At 62.7% G+C, this 16,761-nt stretch carries 14 protein-coding genes and 1 tRNA gene; 10 read left to right on the forward strand and 5 right to left on the reverse strand.

The window, feature by feature from the left end; all coding sequences use genetic code 11:
- Window positions 1-29 precede the first annotated feature (29 nt).
- From AC1DWQ_RS07055 to AC1DWQ_RS07075, 5 genes are all read left to right on the forward strand, one after another.
- The gene (locus AC1DWQ_RS07055; protein WP_477669014.1) at window positions 30-989 is read left to right on the forward strand and encodes a Bug family tripartite tricarboxylate transporter substrate binding protein; all 960 of its coding nucleotides are present in this window, start codon (window positions 30-32) and stop codon (window positions 987-989) included.
- Window positions 990-1,135: 146 nt separating this feature from the next.
- Entirely contained in the window at window positions 1,136-1,654 is a 519-nt protein-coding gene (locus AC1DWQ_RS07060) for a tripartite tricarboxylate transporter TctB family protein (RefSeq protein ID WP_477669015.1), read from the forward strand.
- Window positions 1,654-3,159: a tripartite tricarboxylate transporter permease gene (locus AC1DWQ_RS07065; protein ID WP_477669016.1), complete on the forward strand. Its 1,506-nt coding sequence runs from the start codon at window positions 1,654-1,656 to the stop codon at window positions 3,157-3,159. Before AC1DWQ_RS07060 ends, AC1DWQ_RS07065 begins: the two co-directional genes overlap by 1 nt.
- Before the next feature lie 24 nt (window positions 3,160-3,183).
- Window positions 3,184-4,209, forward strand: coding sequence for a Bug family tripartite tricarboxylate transporter substrate binding protein (locus tag AC1DWQ_RS07070; protein ID WP_477669017.1), 1,026 nt, complete (start codon window positions 3,184-3,186; stop codon window positions 4,207-4,209).
- Between the two features lie 161 nt (window positions 4,210-4,370).
- Window positions 4,371-5,366, forward strand: coding sequence for a tripartite tricarboxylate transporter substrate-binding protein (locus AC1DWQ_RS07075; RefSeq protein ID WP_477669018.1), 996 nt, complete (start codon window positions 4,371-4,373; stop codon window positions 5,364-5,366).
- A gap of 22 nt (window positions 5,367-5,388) precedes the next feature.
- On the opposite strand, the gene hemH is transcribed toward AC1DWQ_RS07075, so the two are convergent.
- Entirely contained in the window at window positions 5,389-6,519 is a 1,131-nt protein-coding gene (hemH, locus tag AC1DWQ_RS07080) for a ferrochelatase (RefSeq protein ID WP_477669019.1), read from the reverse strand.
- A 33-nt stretch (window positions 6,520-6,552) separates the two neighbouring features.
- Here hemH and AC1DWQ_RS07085 point away from each other — a divergent pair, with 33 nt between their 5' ends.
- Both AC1DWQ_RS07085 and AC1DWQ_RS07090 read left to right on the forward strand, forming a co-directional pair.
- Window positions 6,553-7,248, forward strand: a complete 696-nt coding sequence (locus tag AC1DWQ_RS07085; protein WP_477669020.1) for an HAD family hydrolase — start codon at window positions 6,553-6,555, stop codon at window positions 7,246-7,248.
- Between the two features lie 27 nt (window positions 7,249-7,275).
- On the forward strand, window positions 7,276-7,908 hold the full coding sequence (locus AC1DWQ_RS07090) for a glutathione S-transferase family protein (protein ID WP_477669021.1): 633 nt from the start codon (window positions 7,276-7,278) through the stop codon (window positions 7,906-7,908).
- Window positions 7,909-8,003: 95 nt separating this feature from the next.
- Here the strand turns inward: AC1DWQ_RS07090 and hpnE are convergent, their stop codons facing one another.
- The 4 genes from hpnE to hpnC all read right to left on the reverse strand — a co-directional run bounded on the left by hpnE (window position 8,004) and on the right by hpnC (window position 11,946).
- Window positions 8,004-9,275, reverse strand: a complete 1,272-nt coding sequence (gene hpnE, locus AC1DWQ_RS07095; RefSeq protein ID WP_477669022.1) for a hydroxysqualene dehydroxylase HpnE — start codon at window positions 9,273-9,275, stop codon at window positions 8,004-8,006.
- 133 nt (window positions 9,276-9,408) lie between these two features.
- Window positions 9,409-10,251: a presqualene diphosphate synthase HpnD gene (gene hpnD, locus AC1DWQ_RS07100; protein ID WP_477669023.1), complete on the reverse strand. Its 843-nt coding sequence runs from the start codon at window positions 10,249-10,251 to the stop codon at window positions 9,409-9,411.
- A 39-nt stretch (window positions 10,252-10,290) separates the two neighbouring features.
- Complete coding sequence (locus AC1DWQ_RS07105; RefSeq protein ID WP_477669024.1) at window positions 10,291-11,022, reverse strand: hypothetical protein; 732 nt, start codon at window positions 11,020-11,022, stop codon at window positions 10,291-10,293.
- 60 nt (window positions 11,023-11,082) lie between these two features.
- The gene (gene hpnC, locus AC1DWQ_RS07110) at window positions 11,083-11,946 is read right to left on the reverse strand and encodes a squalene synthase HpnC (RefSeq protein ID WP_477669025.1); all 864 of its coding nucleotides are present in this window, start codon (window positions 11,944-11,946) and stop codon (window positions 11,083-11,085) included.
- 134 nt (window positions 11,947-12,080) lie between these two features.
- Between hpnC and AC1DWQ_RS07115 the strand changes: the two genes are divergently transcribed.
- The 3 genes from AC1DWQ_RS07115 to AC1DWQ_RS07125 all read left to right on the forward strand — a co-directional run bounded on the left by AC1DWQ_RS07115 (window position 12,081) and on the right by AC1DWQ_RS07125 (window position 16,726).
- Window positions 12,081-13,268, forward strand: coding sequence for an efflux RND transporter periplasmic adaptor subunit (locus AC1DWQ_RS07115; RefSeq protein WP_477669026.1), 1,188 nt, complete (start codon window positions 12,081-12,083; stop codon window positions 13,266-13,268).
- A 7-nt stretch (window positions 13,269-13,275) separates the two neighbouring features.
- Window positions 13,276-16,521, forward strand: coding sequence for an efflux RND transporter permease subunit (locus tag AC1DWQ_RS07120; protein ID WP_477669027.1), 3,246 nt, complete (start codon window positions 13,276-13,278; stop codon window positions 16,519-16,521).
- A 118-nt stretch (window positions 16,522-16,639) separates the two neighbouring features.
- Window positions 16,640-16,726 (forward strand) — tRNA-Leu (locus tag AC1DWQ_RS07125).
- Window positions 16,727-16,761: the final 35 nt, after the last annotated feature.

A 16,761-nucleotide genomic window follows, 5' to 3' on the forward strand; every position in this document is an offset into this window, starting at 1 on the left:
TTCACAATCCTATTTTCAAGGAGACACTCATGCGTCGCGATACCTTTCTTAAATCCCTGGCAGCCATGGCGGCTGCGGGCGCCTTGCCCCTGCCGGCTTTTGCCGCCGCCAACGTCAAGATGATGATTCCCGCCAATCCCGGCGGCGGATGGGACACCACGGGCCGTGCCCTGGGCAAAGCCCTGACGGACTCCAAGGCCGCCGATACCGTGACCTACGACAACAAGGGCGGCGCCGCCGGCGCATTGGGCCTGGCCCAGTTCGTCAACGGCTCCAAGGGCGACCCCAACGCACTGATGGTGATGGGTGCCGTCATGCTGGGCGGATTGATCACCGGCAAGCCGCCGGTCAGCCTGTCGCAAGCTACCCCGATTGCACGCCTGTCCAGCGAATACAACGTGTTTGTGCTGCCCGCCAACTCGCCATTCAAATCCATGAAAGACGTGGTCGAGCAACTCAAGAAAGACCCCGGCAGTGTGAAATGGGGCGGCGGTTCGCGCGGCTCCACCGAGCACATCGCAGCGGCCATGATCGCGCAGAAGGTCGGCGCCGATCCCTCCAAGATCAACTATGTGGCTTTCCGCGGCGGCGGTGAAGCCACGGCAGCCATCCTGGGCGGCAACGTCACGGTGGGCGGCAGCGGCTACAGCGAATTTGCCGAGTACATCAAGGCCGGCAAGATGAAGGCCATTGCGGTGACCTCGGGCAAGCGTCTGCCTGGTGTGGATGTGCCGACACTCAAGGAGCAGGGCATTGACGTCGAAATCGGCAACTGGCGCGGGGTCTACGGTGCCCCCGGCATCACGGACGCACAGCGCAAAGCCCTGACCGACATGGTGCTGGCCGCGCTCAAGGCGCCGGCCTGGGCCGAGGCTGTCAAGAAGAACGACTGGACTCCCGCAGTCCTGACGGGTGAGGCATTTGCCAAGTTTGTGGACGACGACTTTGCGGCGCTGCGCGCCACGATGGTCAAGTCCGGCATGGTCTGATCTTCCGCGTTTTTACGCCACCCGCGCTTTCGCGTATCAGCTGCACGCGGTTCCGTCAAATTTGATGAAAATTTGACGAAAGGCCCGCGTGCCCCCAGACTGCTTATGTCTGGCCCAACCTTCCCCGCCTTTCGGGAACTATAACGATGACAACTTCAGATCCCTCGGCCGTCTGGCCGCAAACTCTGGTCGGGGCCGGTGTGCTGCTGACCGGCCTGGCGCTGGCCTTTGGTGCGATCAGCATTTCGTCCGAGGCAGGTTATGGCGGTGTAGGCCCCAATTTCCTGCCTTGGGTGGTGTCGGTGGGCCTCGCCATTTGTGGCGCCTTCATCATCTGGGAGGCACGCAGCGGCGGCTTCCGGGAGCTCGAACCGCCTTCGGGCTCGGTGCAGGCCTACTGGCCGGGTTTCGTGTGGGTCTCGGCAGGCTTGCTGCTCAATGCAGCGCTCATCACCGCCATTGGTTTTATCCTGAGCTGCACGCTATGCTATCTGCTGGCTGTGCAAGGCCTGCGCCGTGCGGGCGGCCAGACCGCGGTCAATGCGCCGCGCACCTGGCTTGCCGACTTCGCGGTGGGCTTCGCGATTTCCGCGCCGGTGTTCTGGATGTTCACGAAATTCCTGGCGATTAATTTGCCAGGCCTGACCAGCACGGGGTGGATCTGATGGATATCTTCAATGCCCTGATGGCGGGTTTCGCGACAGCGATCACGCCGGTGAATCTGCTCTGGTGCCTGGTGGGTTGCGCGCTCGGTACAGCGGTGGGTGTGCTCCCCGGCATCGGCCCTGCGGTCGCAGTGGCCATGCTGCTGCCCATCACAGCCAAGGTCGACATCACCGCTTCGATGATTTTTTTCTCAGGCATTTACTACGGCGCGATGTACGGCGGCTCAACCACGTCCATCCTGCTGAACACACCGGGCGAAACCGCCAGCATGGTCACGGCCATGGAGGGCAACAAGATGGCCAAGAGCGGGCGCGCGGGCGCGGCACTGGCCACGGCTGCTATCGGCTCGTTTGTGGCAGGCACGATTGCCACCGTCATCGTCACGCTGTTTGCGCCTTTTGTGGCCGAGTTCGCAGTCAAGCTGGGTCCGCCGGAATACTTCCTCTTGATGCTGCTGGCCTTCACCACGGTGAGTGCGGTGTTGGGCAAAAGCACCTTGCGCGGCATGGCGGCGCTGCTGGTCGGCCTGGCCGCCGGCTGCGTGGGACTCGACCAGATCTCCGGCCAGGGCCGCTATACCGGCGGCATCCCGGAACTGCTGGACGGCATTGAAATCGTGCTGGTGGCAGTGGGCCTCTTTGCGGTTGCCGAAGTGCTTTATGCGGCGCTGTATGAAGGCCGCATGGTGGAAGAGCAGAACAAGCTCAGCCGTGTGCATATGACCAAGGCGGACTGGAAGCGGTCGATCCCCGCCTGGTTGCGTGGCACGGCCATCGGCACGCCCTTCGGGTGCATCCCGGCGGGCGGCACCGAGATCCCGACTTTCCTGAGCTATGCAATGGAAAAGAAGCTGGCGCAAAACCAGCCCCACAGTGCGGAGTTCGGCACCAAAGGCGCTATCGAGGGTGTTGCCGGTCCCGAGGCTGCCAACAATGCGACGGTGACGGCTGCGCTGATCCCGCTGCTCACATTGGGCATCCCGACCTCCAACACCACGGCGATCTTGCTGGGCGCGTTCCAGAACTACGGCATCCAGCCCGGTCCGCAACTGTTCACCACGTCAGCGGCTCTGGTGTGGGCACTGATTGCTTCGCTTTACATTGGCAACGTGATGCTGCTGGTGCTGAACCTGCCCATGGTGGGCCTGTGGGTCAAACTGCTGAAAATTCCCAAACCGCAGCTGTACGCGGGCATCCTGATTTTTGCGACGGTGGGCGCATACGGCATGCGGCAAAGTGCGTTCGACCTCTTTTTGCTGTACGCCATCGGCTTGCTCGGTGTCCTGATGCGCCGCTTTGACTTTCCGACTGCCCCTGTGGTGGTGGGCATGATCCTTGGCCCGCTGGCTGAGGCTCAATTGCGCAATGCCATGTCAATCGGCGAAGGCAGCCCCGCCGTGTTTTTCCAGCGCCCCATGTCGATCACGCTGGTCGTGATTGTGGTTGCGGTGCTGGTGCTTCCGCGTATGGCTAAATACTGGAAGGCGAAAAAACCTGCAAGTTGAGTTTTATTACTAAAAGGAGATGACATGCTGAACATCAAACGACGCACCGCATTGGGTGGGCTCGCCGGGTTGGGCCTGACCACGTTGGGCAGTACATTCCCCGCATTGGCGCAATCCGCCAAGGCGCCGGCAGCTGTCGCTTCTCCAAAAGGCAAGACCGCCAAACTAACTTCGAAACTGCGCATTGTGATACCGGCCAACGCCGGCGGGGGCTGGGACCAGACCGGCCGTGCGTTGGGTACGGCCTTGCTGGGTGTCGGCGCCGCTGACGAGATCGAATACGAAAACAAGGGCGGCAAGGGCGGCACCATCGGCCTGGCGTATTACGCCGAAAAATACGGCAACGATCCCAACACCCTGTTGATGGGCGGTATGGTCATGGTGGGCGCGGTTGCCTTGCAAAAACCCGCGGTCGACATGACTCGCATCCAGCCGATAGCCCGCCTGACCAGTGACTACCTCGTGGTGGTGGTCGCTGCCAGCTCGCCGATCCGTACCGTTGCCGATCTTGCCAGCCGGCTGCGCACCAACCCCAAAGACGTGCCGATCGCCGGCGGGTCGGCCGGTGGTGTGGATCATGTGTTTGCGGGGGTGCTGACCCGAGCCTCCCAAAGCAAACCGGAAGAACTGGTGTATTTGCCTTTCGCCGGCGGTGCCGAGGTGGTACAGGCCGTGCTGGGTGGCAAGGCAGTGGCCGGCATATCGGGCTACAGCGAGTTCAGCGATGAACTCGCCAGCGGAAAATTGCGTGCCATTGGCGTGTCGTCCAAGCGCACGGTTTTTGGCATTCCCTCGATTCGCGAGCAGGGGCTCGATGTGGACATGGCCAACTGGCGTGGTGTGTTTACCGGCCAAAACGTGGCACCCGCCCGCCAGGCCGAAATGGTCGAAGCGGTGAAAGCCGCCGCTGGGTATGAGTCCTGGCAAAAAACACTGAAGCAGAACCACTGGGATTCTTCGCTGCTCTCGGGACCCGGTTTTACCAGCTTCATTGACTTTGACCTGACGACCTCGCGAGTCATGGTGCACCTGCTCAAGCTCAAAGCCTGACGCTCTGCGGCAGGGTTTTCGGGAGGGGCGGCCGCGTGGGTCACCCCTTTTCTTTCTCCGGCGTCCATCTGATGGATGGCATGGAAAGTGCTGTAACTGTTGGGGAAACCGGCGCATGCCGGCCTGCTGCCTGATACATGCCACCACCGCTGGAGAATCTCATGCCGACTGTTCGACGACGTATTTTTCTCGGTGGGCTTTCCTGCCTGGGCGCAGCTGCCGCCGGCGTTGTCCCTGCACCCTTGTGGGCACAGGCTGCCGTGAAGGGCAAGCTTGCGCCCAGATTGCGCATCGTCATACCAGCCGCCTCGCGCAGCACGCTGGACGAAGCGGGCCGTGCCCTCGGCGATGCCCTGGTCGGCCTGGGCCTGAGCGACGAGATTGAATACGAAAACAAGGAGGGGCACGGCGGCACCACAGGGCTGGCCTGGTATGCCGGCAAGTACGGCTCCGATCCCAATGCGCTTTTCATGGGTGACAGCAACCTGGTCGGCGCAGTGGCTTTGCAAAAACCAGCCGTGGACCTGACCCGGCTCCGCCCGGTGGCCCGCCTGACCAGCGACTACCTGGTGGTGGTGGTCGCCGGCAACTCGCCCATCAAGACCGTCAACGAACTGGCTGAGCGCCTGCGCACCAGCCCCAGGCTGACGCCCATGGCGATTGGTTCTGTTGGGGGTGTGGACCACGTGTTCGCCGGCCTGCTGGCCAAGTCTGCCGGTAGCCGCCCTGAAGACCCGGTGTATCTGCCCTTTGCCCGCAATTTTGAATTGGTGGATGCGGTATTGACCGGCAAGGCGGTGGCCGGTGTTTCCGGATACGGAACTTTCAGCGCAGAACTGGCCAGCGGCAAGCTGCGCGCCGTGGGTGTGTCATCCAAGAAGACAAGCTACGGTGTGCGGTCCATGCGGGAGCAGGGGCTGGACCTGGATATGGCGAACTGGCGGGCAGTTTTTACCGGCCAGGGCGTCACGCCCGCGCGCCAGTCGGAGATGGTTGACGGCGTCAAGGCGTCGCTGGCCTATGAGCTGTGGAAAAAAACGCTCAAGGAAAGTTACTGGGAGCAGTCCTGGCTGTCCGGGGCTGACCTCACCAACTTTATCGACTTTGATACCAAGACCACACAGCTAATGATGCAGCTGCTCAAGCTCAAGGCTTGATAGCCACCGCAAGGAATATGGCTTATTGGTTGGCACCCAGGGCCCGCGCGCGCTGGCGTGTGCTGGTCAATTCCGCAGCTTCTGCGCCGGCTACCGGCCAGCCTGAAAGATGCAGCTGCGCCAGCTCGGCAAGCCCCGCAATCCATTCATGGCTGTCGTTCAGGCAAGGGATGTAGCTGAATTCCTTGCCGCCCGCATGCAGGAAAGCTTCGCGGGCTTCCATGTTGATTTCCTCCAGCGTTTCGAGGCAGTCGCCGGTAAAACCGGGGCAAATCACATCGACCCGCCCGACACCTGCCTTTGCCAGGGCCACCAGTGTGGGCTCGGTATACGGCTCAAGCCATTTGGCCTTGCCAAAGCGCGACTGGAAGGTGACCTTGTACTGCGCAGGCTGCAGGCTCAGTTGGGTGGCCAGCAGCCGGGCGGTTTTATGGCATTCACAGTGATACGGGTCGCCCAGCTTCAGCGTGCGCTCGGGTACCCCGTGAAAGCTCATGACCAGCTGCTCGCCGCGGCCGGCGGTGCGCCAGTGTTCGCGCACGCGTGCCGCCAGCGCGCTGATATAGCCGGGATGATCGTGGTAGTGGTTGACAAAGCGGAACTCGGGGATGCGGCGTATGCGCGCCGCCCAGGCGTAGACCGCATCAAAAACGCTGGCCGTGGTGGTGCCGCTGTATTGCGGATAGGCCGGCAGGATGAGGATGCGCGTGACGCCGTCGGCCTTGAGCTGATCAAGCTGCGAGGCGATGGATGGATGGCCGTAACGCATGGCGTAACGCACCTCGACGGGCAGTCCACGCACTGCCAGGTAACCGCGCAGCATGACGGCCTGCTTTTGCGTCCACACCCGCAGCGGCGAGCCTTCCTTCATCCAGATGCTGGCGTATTTGGCCGCAGACTTTTTGGGCCGCACGCGCAGGATGATTCCGTGCAGGATCAGCCACCAGAGCGCTCTGGGGATTTCAACCACGCGCGGGTCGCTTAAAAACTCCGCGAGGTAGCGGCGCAATGCCGGTGCCGTCGCTTCATCGGGCGTACCCAGGTTGCAGAGCAGGACGGCCGTGCCGCAGGCCGTGGGCGTGGCTGGCGCTGCACCGTGCGTGAAGGGGGGTTCGGGGTTGAAAGGCGTGAGGATGCGCGAGCGAAAAGACATGGGTTATTCTCGCCTATCCCATTGACGCTGCCTATGCTTGACCTGTCCACCATAAAAGCCATCACACTTGACCTCGATGACACCCTGTGGCCCATCTGGCCTGCCATTGAAAGGGCCGAGAAAGCACTGGACGACTGGCTCAGCCAGCATGCACCGATGACCGCGGCGCTGTTTTCCAACCCGGCGGCGCGCCATGAGATCCGGGAGCACGTCACACGCTCGCGCCCGGAGCTCAAATACAACCTGAGCGCGATACGCCGGGAGGCGATACGGGTGGCGCTGTACCGCTCCGGCGAAGACCCGTTGCTGGCGGAGGCTGCGTTCAACGTCTTCTTTGAAGAGCGCAACCGGGTCACCTTGTTTGAAGACGCGGTGCTGGCGCTGGAATTCCTGTCCGGGCGTTACCCGCTGGTGGCGGTTTCCAACGGCAACGCGGACGTCGAACGAATCGGCATCGGCCGGTATTTCAGGGCGGCCATCAGCGCCCAGCAGTTCGGTGTGGGCAAGCCCGACCCGCGCATTTTTCATGCGGCAGCTGGGGCCGTGGAGGTACTGCCCCAGGAAGTATTGCATGTGGGTGACGACGCCACACTGGACGTGCTGGGCGCGCTTAATTGCGGCATGCAGACGGTGTGGGTGAATCGCTCTGACCAGATGTGGGCACACCCCGCGGTGCCGCACGAAACGGTGACCACGCTGACAGAGCTGTGCGATTTGTTCCCGCAGTGAACGGTTGACTTTCAAGAGGCGCTTGCGATGACACTCAAAATCTACGGCACAGCCGCTTCGCGCGCAGCGCGTCCCCTGTGGACGGCACAGGAAATGGGCTTGTCCTATGAGCACATTGCGTTGCCGTATGTGGGCGGCGCTACGCGCACGCCGGAGTTTCTTGCCATCAACCCGAACGGCCGGATCCCCGTGGTGGATGACGATGGGGTCCTGGTCTGGGAGTCCATGGCCTGCGTGCTTTACCTGGCCGAGCGATTCAAAAGCGCTGATGCATCCGGCCTTGCCGCGCAGAGTTCCGCGGAGCAGGCAGACATCCTGCGCTGGAGCTTCTGGGTGGTGACCGAGTGCGAAAAAGACGCCCTGGCGTTCCTGATGCACCGCATCATGATGCCGACAGAGCGCCGCAAGCCCCAGCTGGCCGAGGACGCCGAGCGGCATCTGCTGGGCCCGCTGCGGGTGCTCGAACAGCATTTGCAGTCGCGCAGCTACCTGGCGGGTGAACGCTTTACGGCGGCCGATATCTGCGTGGCTTCCGTGCTGGCGTGGATTCAGGGCGCTGCGGGCCTGATGGCGCAATGCCCGGCAGTGGACGAGTGGCTCAAGCGCTGTCTTGCGCGTCCGGCGTACCGCGCGGTGAGATTTATGGCGAAAAGTGCCTGAAACCCATTGTGGCTGTGCGCAAGCAGCTATTTAATTGATAGCAATACGGGCGACGTGGTCGCGATGACCGCGAGCCGCGGATGTGCCGGGGCAGATCAATGCAGGCGCTGCGCCGCTTCCAGCCCCGAGCGCACGGCTCCCTCCAGCGTGGCCGGATAAGGCCCGGCGATGTAATCGCCGCAGGCATAAAGACCTGGTGCTACCTCGATTGCCGGGCGCAGCAGGCCCGGCGTGCAGGCAAAAGTCGCACGCTTTTCCACGATGGTTTGCACCACCTGCAAGGTGTCCAGGCCCAGCTGCTGTGCCGCCTGCGCCAGTACCTGTGCAGCCAGCGTCGTGCCATCGCCCGTGCTGGCGCTGATCACAAAAGCCAGCAGGCCGGTGGGCCCGCCCAGTTGCCCGCGGTCGAACACAAATTGCGCGGGTCCGGTCGCATCGGCGCGTAAGGCCAGCATGGGCTGCTGAAGGCGCACGCCTGCCGCCCAGGCGTAGACCGTGGTCAGCGCTTCGTGTTGAAGGCCTTTCGCCTGCGCCAGCCAGTCGCCGGGTTGCAGGCCGCTGCTTTCCACAAGCCGCGCCGCTTCATGGGGCGGGCAGGCCAGCACCAAGCAGTCGAAGGCTGCGCTGATGTCGGTGTTGACCACCCAGCTGGAACCGAGGGGCGCAATGGATTGCACGCGGGCGCCCAGCCGCACGGTGCTGCCCTGGGCCGCCAGCCAGCGCAGGGCGGCGTCGGGCAGCAGTGCGCTGAGGTCGGCGCGCGGCAGCAAGAGGTTGGAGCCGCCGCTTTCCGAGAACAGCGAGTCGTGCATCACGCGCAGGAAAACCTGGCCGCTGGCGCGCTCTGCTGGCGTGTTCAGCGCCGAGACGCAGAGGGGCTCGATCAATGAGGCCATGGCACCGGGTAACAGGCCGCGGCACAGGTCGGCCACCGACACGCCGGGGTCGCACTTGAATTTCGCGAGCTGCCAGCCAACGGCGACCTTGAGCATCGAGAGCTTGTCGGCCCAGGACCAGCCGCGTGCCAGGAGGATACCGGCCAGCGCATCAAGCGGGGCCGGCAGCTGCGGAAGGCTCAGGCCGCTGCCGTCCGGAAACCGCAGTGTCAGCGGCATTCGCAGCAAGGAAGTTTCTGCGTCGACACCCAGGTCCTTCATCAGGCGCAGCGTTTCGGCATATGCACCAATCAGGATGTGCTGGCCGTTGTCGAGCACGACCGGCTTGCCTGCCACCGTGCCGCCAACGCGGCGCGCACGTCCGCCGGCGATGCGGGTGGTCTCAAACAACGTGACCTGGTAACCCAGGCGCGTGGCCTCCACGGCAGCAGCGCATCCGGCCCAGCCGGCGCCGATCACGGCGACTCTCATGATGGGCACGGTTGCGTGCAGGTGATCGTGTGAGTTCCATACCAGCCGGGGCCGCGGAACTGGCTTTGCCAGGCCGCAGGCGCAGGGCCCCCGCGGGGGGCAGCGAACCACACGAAGTGGGGAGCGTGGGGGCTCATTGGATTTTGCCGAAGGCCTGGGTCTTCCACGCCAGCCAGAATTTGCGCAGCGGTGTGAGACTGACGCGCTGGTGCAGCACCTGGTAGCCATCGGAGGCGATTTCGCGCAGCAGGGTGCGGTAGATGCTGGCCATCATGAGGCCGGGCTTCTGGGCGCGGCGGTCGGCTTCGGGCAGCATGGCCAGTGCCTCGTCATAGAGCGCCAGCGCGCGGTCGGTCTGGAATTTCATCAGTGCGCTGAAGCGGTCGGAGTACTGGCGCTTGAGGACCTCATGCGCCTTCACGTCAAATTGCTGCAGCTCGTTGACGGGCAGGTAGATGCGCCCGCGCATCGCGTCTTCGCCGACGTCCCGGATGATATTGGTGAGCTGGAACGCCAGGCCGAGCTTGTGCGCGTAGGCGGTGGTGGCTTCGTCGGTCTGGCCGAAGATGCGCGCCGCCACTTCGCCCACGATGCCGGCCACCAGGTGGCAATACTGCCGCAGGCCGGGAAAATCCAGGTAGCGGTTTTGCTCCAGGTCCATCTGGCAGCCATCAATGACAGCCTGCAGGTGGCGCGCTTCAATGCGATAGGTGAGGGCCAGCGGCATCAGCGCCTTCATCACTGGATGGGTTGGGTTGCCGGCATAGGCGTTGAGCACCTCGCCTTGCCACCAGGCGAGCTTGGTGCGCGCTACGCCGGGGTCGGTAATTTCGTCGACGACATCGTCGATCTCGCGGCAAAAGGCGTAGAACGCGGTGATGGCGGCGCGCCGTTCCTTGGGTAAGAACAGGAAGGCGTAATAAAAACTGCTGCCGGATGCGGCGGCTTTTTGCTGGACATATTGCTCAGGCGTCATACGGTAATTGTCACATGGGACTTGTTGGCCGGATGGGTATCAGGATGCTTTGGGGGCAGTGCGTTCGGCGAAGTAAAGCTTCAGCGCAAACACCACGGCAATCAGGACGACCCAGATGATCAACACATCACCGAATTGCCAGAAGAGCCAGAGCGGGGAGCCTAATTGACCCAGCAAGGGCAGCAGGAACGGCTGCAGCCGGGGTGTCCAGAAACCAGGCCTGGACATGCAGGCCGATACCAGGGGATCGAAGCTGCCCGGATTGCATCCGAGGGCCTGCAGTATTTCGCGCGATACATACGTGCTCAGGAAGGGCGTGCCGAAGGCGATGCAAAACGCGATCAACCCCAGCAGCAAAATCCAGAAGCTGACTTGCAAAAACTGGTGCAACCTTCGTTGCATTGGCACTGCCGTGGCGGCAGGCGCACGCGGGGCAGTAATGGCCTTGGGGTTTTGGTATGCATGGCGGCTCCAGCCGATGGCGACCAGCCAGGCCAGGATGAGCCACCAGAAGTTGCGCAACAGGATGAAGGGGTAATCCAGCGGAGTCTGCGCAGACAGAAAGGGTGTGAGCCTTGAGGCCAACGCGTTCTGGAAGAAGGAACACGTTCCGGCTCGCGGGTCTGCATGGAATTGGCAATTGAGGGCGGCCAGCGCCTGCTCTGCGATGACGCCGCCGATCAGCGCGAAGCTGAAGCAAAAGAGGAAGAAGCCCCACACCAGCGCGCGATAGAGGCCCGAGGGCGGCAGTTTTACCGGTGGCGTTGCCATGTGGCTTTCTGTGGGTTTGTTGACAGGTCTGTCCGTCCCTGATGCGATCCGGCTGCTTGGCTACATGAACAGCGCGCGCCAGCCCATCACCAGTACATCCCAGGGGCCGAGCTTGGGGCGCCGCTGCAGGGTATTGAATCCCTGGGCCTCGATTTTCTCAAGGATGCGCAGGCCGCCTTGCACCACCAGCCGCAACTCCCAGCCGCCGCGGCCCGGTATTCTTTTCGTGAGTGGCAAGCCTTTTAGCATCGTGGCCCTTGCAGAGCGTGCGCAAACAGCTATCAAATTGATAGTAGAGGGGTTGGCCTCCAGTGCCAGCAGTTGTGCTTCGTCAACGCCATGGCGGGCCCAGGCATCGGCCGGCAGGTAAATGCGCCCGCGCGGAATGTCCACGCTGAGGTCTTGCCAGAAATTGATGAGTTGCAGGGCGGTGCAAATGCAGTCGCTCATCTGCAGCGAGGCGGCATCATGGATGCCGTACAGATGCAGCAGCAGCCGGCCCACGGGATTGGCCGAGCGGTTGCAGTAATGGGCCAGCTCGGCCTCATCGGCATAACGCTGCTTGACGACGTCCTGCTCGAAAGCGCTGAGTAAGTCAGCCAGCAGATTTACCGGCAGCTGGAATTCCGCCATCATGGGCGCCAGCTGTGCAAACACGGGCGCCCAGCGAGGCGAAGGTGCAAGGCCTGCAGAGGCGGCCATCAGGTCCGCGCGGTAGGCCGCCAGGTCAGCCAGGCGTGCCGCCGGTGGGGCATCGCCTTCATCGGCGATGTCATCCGCCGTGCGGGCAAACCAGTAAATCGCCGCGATGGGCGGACGCAGGCGCGGTGGGCACAGCAGCGAAGCCACCGGGAAGTTTTCATAGTGCGCTACACCCTGCAGAGACGGCGTCAGGGTGGCTGGCGATTGGGAGCCTTGGGTCATGCGGGCGATTGTCGCTTGACAAGCCTTGGCAATTACCCTAGATTACTAACCGGTCAGTCAGTAGCAGTTTCCTGACCCTTTTCCAGGCTCATTTTTTACCCTGCCATCCAAGCGGGTTTCATCCCGATCAGATCATGAACAAAACCGTTTTCTCCCTGGTGGGCGCCGCCGTCCTGCTGGCCGCCTGTTCCAAACCCGCCCCGCCAGAAGAGCCGGTTCGCGCCGTCAAGGTGGTCACTGTCGGGACCAACGCCTTTTCATCGAGCCACGAATATGCTGGCGAGGTCCGCGCCCAGGTGGAATCGAGGCTCGGCTTTCGGGTTGCGGGGAAGATCATCAAGCGGCAGGCTGAACTGGGCCAGCGCGTCAAGGCCGGGCAAGTGCTTGCCAACCTCGATCCCCAGGATTACAAGCTCGCGGCCGATGCAGCCCGTGCGCAGGTCGCCGCCGCCGCCACCAACCGCGACCTTGCTGCCGCCGATTTCAAGCGCTATAGGGAGCTGAAAGAGCAGAACTTCATCAGCGGCGCCGAACTGGAGCGCCGCGAAACCACCCTGAAGGCAGCGCAGGCGCAACTGGAGCAAGCCCAGTCCCAACTGGCCGTGCAGGGCAACCAGGCCAACTACGCGGCGCTGGTCGCGGACGTGTCGGGGGTTGTCACCGCCATCGAGGCCGAGCCGGGCCAGGTCGTGACGGCTGGCGCGCCGGTGGTGCGGATTGCAGCGGATGGTGTGCGTGATGTGGTGTTCTCTGTGCCCGAAGACAAGGTGGCGGCCATCAAGGTCGGCTCGCCGGTCAGTATCCGCGTGTGGTCCCAGACCGCCGAGCTGACTGGAAAAGTGCGCGAAGTGGCGGCCAGCAATGACCCCGTCACGCGGACCTACACCGTCAAGGTTTCCGTTGACGCGAAAGAACCGCCGCCGCTAGGTGCCACGGTGTATGTGGTGCCGCAGGCCGGCAGCGTGGTGGGTGCGCCGGTCATCAAGCTGCCGACAACAGCGCTGCGTCAGGAAGGCAAGGCCACGGCGGTATGGGTGGTTGACAAGGCCACCATGACCGTCAAACCGCAACTCATTCAGGTTGCCACGGCCGACGGCAACGACGTGGTGGTGGCTTCCGGGTTGCAGCCCGGGATGCTGGTGGTCAGCGCCGGCGTGCATGTGCTCTCGCCGGGCCAGAAAGTCAGTATTTACCAGCCAAGTGTGGCTGTAGCCGGCGCCAGTCCTGCGCAAACAGCTATCAATTCAGTAGCAACGCCCGCGACATCCGCGGCGCCTGTGACAGCACCGGTTGCCGTCTCCGCGGCTTCTGCCGCGAAGTGAGGACGGCATGACGCAACCCCATCCAGACAGCAGCAGCGCTGCCGGCGAACTGGCTTCGCCCTCGACCCGTTTCAACCTTTCCAAATGGGCGCTGGACCACCCGGCGCTCACCCGTTATCTCCTGCTGGTGCTGATGATTCTGGGCTTTGTCGCCTACTTCCAGCTTGGGCAGGACGAAGACCCACCGTTTACCTTCCGCGCCATGGTCGTGCGCACCTACTGGCCGGGCGCGACAGCGCAGCAGGTGGCCGAGCAGGTGACCGACAAGCTGGAGCGCACGCTGCAGGAAGCGCCTTATGCCGACAGGATTCGCAGCTACTCCAAACCCGGTGAATCGCAGATCATTTTCCAGATCAAGGACTCGTCCAAACCCGGCGACGTTGCCAACGTCTGGTATTCGGTGCGCAAGAAAATCGGCGACATGCGCGGCACGTTGCCGGGCGGCATCCAGGGCCCGTTCTTCAACGACGAATTCGGCGATGTGTATGGCGTGATCTACGCGCTGGAAGCCGACGGCTTCAATTACGCTGAACTCAAGACTTTTGCCGACGATGTGCGCCAGCAACTGCTGCGTGTGCCCGACGTGAGCAAGGTGGAGCTGTTTGGTGTCCAGGACGAAAAAGTCTACATAGAGATTTCGCAAAAGCGCCTGGCGCAACTGGGGCTGGACCTGAACCAGGTGCTGGCGCAACTGGGCCAGCAAAACGCGGTGGAATCTGCCGGTGCGGTGCAGACGCCGCTGGATGTGGTGCAGGTGCGCGTGGCGGGTCAGTTCGAGGCGATTGAACAATTGCGCATCATGCCGATTCGCGGCAGCTCCGGCAACCAGCTGCAACTGGGCGACATCGCCGAAATCAAGCGCGGTTATGTGGATCCGCCTTCCGTCAAGGTGCATCACCAGGGCAAGGAAGTGATTGCGCTGGGCGTGTCCATGGGCAAGGGCGGCGATATCATCGCGCTGGGCAAGTCGCTCACGGCGCTGTCGGGCCGAATCGAAAAAACCTTGCCAAGGGGCATCGAGCTGGTGAACGTGCAGAACCAGCCCAAGGCGGTGGCCACCTCGGTCAACGAGTTCGTGCGCGTGCTGATCGAGGCCGTGGTGATCGTGCTGGCGGTGAGTTTCATCGCCCTGGGCTTTCACAAGCGGCCGCACAACGGCCCCGGCCAGCTCCCGTTGTGGAAGCGTTATTACATCGACATGCGGCCTGGCCTGGTGGTGGGCATCACAATCCCGCTGGTACTGAGCCTGACCTTTCTGGCCATGTGGTACTACGGCATCGGGCTGCACAAGATTTCGCTGGGCTCGCTCATCATTGCGCTGGGCCTGCTGGTGGACGACGCCATCATCGCTGTCGAGATGATGGTGCGCAAAATGGAAGAGGGCTACGACAAGGTGCGCGCCGCAACCTTTGCCTATGAGATTACGGCCATGCCCATGTTGACGGGCACGCTGATCACGGCCACGGGATTTTTGCCCATCGGCCTGGCCAAGTCCACCACCGGTGAATACACCTTTGCGATTTTTGCGGTGACGGTGATCGCGCTGGTGCTCAGCTGGATCGTCTCCGTTTATTTCGTTCCTTATTTGGGAACGCTGCTTCTGAAGGTGCCGCCGCATGTACAGGAAGTGGCCGCAGGCCAGGACAGCCCGCATGAGATGTTCGACAGCCCGTTCTACAACACCTTTCGCAAAACGGTGAACTGGTGCGTGGAGCATCGCTGGATCACCATCGGCTCGACGGTGCTGATTTTTGCGCTGGGCATCGTCGGCATGGGCAAGGTGCAGCAGCAGTTCTTCCCGGACTCCAGCCGGCCCGAGATCATGGTCGATATCTGGTTCCCGGAAGGAACTTCCTTCGCCGCCAACGAGGCCACGGCTAAACGGGTGGAGGCGCGCCTCATGAAGGAGGAGGGCGTGAGCACGGTCAGCACCTGGATAGGCTCGGGCGTGCCGCGCTTTTATTTGCCGCTGGACCAGGTTTTTCCGCAAACCAACGTCTCGCAGATGATTGTGCTGCCGAAAGACCTGAAGGTGCGCGAGTCGCTGCGCATCAAGCTGCCCGCCCTGCTGGCCACCGAATTCCCCGAAGTGCGCGGTCGGGTCAAGCTGTTGCCCAACGGTCCGCCCGTGCCTTACCCGGTGCAGTTCCGCGTGGTCGGTATTGACCCGCTGGTGCTGCGTGACCGCGCCGATGAGGTCAAGGCGGTGATGCGCGAGAGCGGCAACACGCGCGGTGTGAACGACAACTGGAACGAGTCGGTGAAAGTGCTGCGGCTGGAAGTGGACCAGGCCAAGGCGCGCGCGCTGGGCGTGACCAGCCAGTCGATTGCACAGGCTTCACGCACCATCCTGGCAGGCACCTCAGTCGGCCAGTTCCGTGAGGGTGACAAGCTGATCGACATCGTGCTGCGCCAGCCGCTGGACGAGCGAAACGCAATCACCGACATCGGCAACGCCTACCTGCCTACGGCTTCAGGCAAGTCGATTCCGCTGACGCAGATTGCCAAGCCGGTGTTTACCTGGGAACCGGGCGTGATGTGGCGCGAGAACCGCGACTACGCCATCACGGTGCAAAGTGACATCGTCGAAGGCCTGCAGGGTGCCACGGTGACACAGGAGTTGATGCCCAAGCTCAAGGCGCTGGAAGCCAAGTGGCTGGACAAGGGCATGGCGGGCTACCGCATCCAGGTGGCCGGCGCGGTGGAGGAAAGCAGCAAGGGATCCTCCTCAATTGTGGCGGGCTTGCCGGTCGCACTGTTTATCGTGCTCACCCTGTTGATGCTGCAACTGCACAGCTTCAGCCGTTCGATCCTCGCCTTTTTGACGGGCTTCATGGGCATCGCAGGTGTGGCCGGAGCTCTGCTGTTGTTGAACCGGCCGTTTGGTTTCGTCGCGCTGCTGGGCGTGATTGCGCTGTTCGGCATGATCATCCGCAACTCGGTGATCCTGATCGACCAGATCGAGCAGGACCGCGCCCGCGGCGTACCCACCTGGGAAGCCATCGTCGAGTCGGCCGTGCGCAGGCTTCGGCCGATTGTGCTGACGGCCGCCGCGGCGGTTTTGGCCATGATCCCGCTGTCGCGCAGCGTGTTCTGGGGGCCTATGGCGGTTGCCATTATGGGCGGCCTGGTGGTGGCGACGGTGCTGACCTTGCTGGCCCTGCCTGCCATGTATGCAGCGTGGTTCCGTGTCAAACGGGAAGATAAGCTGGAAGTTAAGCCACACATGGGCGAAAAGCCACAGCCGGCCTGATTCTCTCTGGCCGTCGGTTCCGGACGAAAAACCGGGCCCGATAACGGCTAAAATAGAGAGTTGACCGATTTCAAGCGGGGATTCGGAGGTTTTTCGGATTCCCGTTTTTATTTCAGGCGCGCGGGTGGCGAAATTGGTAGACGCACCAGGTTTAGGTCCTGACGTCCGCAAGGATGTGCGGGTTCGAGTCCCGCCCCGCGCACCACCCTGAGGCTTGTGGGCGGCCCTGTTGCCCCTCCT

Source organism: Polaromonas sp. P2_G11 (genome assembly GCF_056403595.1).

What these genes read in the sequence shown, in the direction of transcription:
- AC1DWQ_RS07055 (WP_477669014.1), top strand. Translation starts at nt 30, where the DNA reads ATGCGTCGCGATACCTTTCTTAAATCCCTGGCAGCCATGGCGGCTGCG.
- AC1DWQ_RS07060 (WP_477669015.1), top strand. Translation starts at nt 1,136, where the DNA reads ATGACAACTTCAGATCCCTCGGCCGTCTGGCCGCAAACTCTGGTCGGG.
- AC1DWQ_RS07065 (WP_477669016.1), top strand. Translation starts at nt 1,654, where the DNA reads ATGGATATCTTCAATGCCCTGATGGCGGGTTTCGCGACAGCGATCACG.
- AC1DWQ_RS07070 (WP_477669017.1), top strand. Translation starts at nt 3,184, where the DNA reads ATGCTGAACATCAAACGACGCACCGCATTGGGTGGGCTCGCCGGGTTG.
- AC1DWQ_RS07075 (WP_477669018.1), top strand. Translation starts at nt 4,371, where the DNA reads ATGCCGACTGTTCGACGACGTATTTTTCTCGGTGGGCTTTCCTGCCTG.
- hemH (WP_477669019.1), bottom strand. Translation starts at nt 6,519, where the DNA reads ATGTCTTTTCGCTCGCGCATCCTCACGCCTTTCAACCCCGAACCCCCC.
- AC1DWQ_RS07085 (WP_477669020.1), top strand. Translation starts at nt 6,553, where the DNA reads ATGCTTGACCTGTCCACCATAAAAGCCATCACACTTGACCTCGATGAC.
- AC1DWQ_RS07090 (WP_477669021.1), top strand. Translation starts at nt 7,276, where the DNA reads ATGACACTCAAAATCTACGGCACAGCCGCTTCGCGCGCAGCGCGTCCC.
- hpnE (WP_477669022.1), bottom strand. Translation starts at nt 9,275, where the DNA reads ATGAGAGTCGCCGTGATCGGCGCCGGCTGGGCCGGATGCGCTGCTGCC.
- hpnD (WP_477669023.1), bottom strand. Translation starts at nt 10,251, where the DNA reads ATGACGCCTGAGCAATATGTCCAGCAAAAAGCCGCCGCATCCGGCAGC.
- AC1DWQ_RS07105 (WP_477669024.1), bottom strand. Translation starts at nt 11,022, where the DNA reads ATGGCAACGCCACCGGTAAAACTGCCGCCCTCGGGCCTCTATCGCGCG.
- hpnC (WP_477669025.1), bottom strand. Translation starts at nt 11,946, where the DNA reads ATGACCCAAGGCTCCCAATCGCCAGCCACCCTGACGCCGTCTCTGCAG.
- AC1DWQ_RS07115 (WP_477669026.1), top strand. Translation starts at nt 12,081, where the DNA reads ATGAACAAAACCGTTTTCTCCCTGGTGGGCGCCGCCGTCCTGCTGGCC.
- AC1DWQ_RS07120 (WP_477669027.1), top strand. Translation starts at nt 13,276, where the DNA reads ATGACGCAACCCCATCCAGACAGCAGCAGCGCTGCCGGCGAACTGGCT.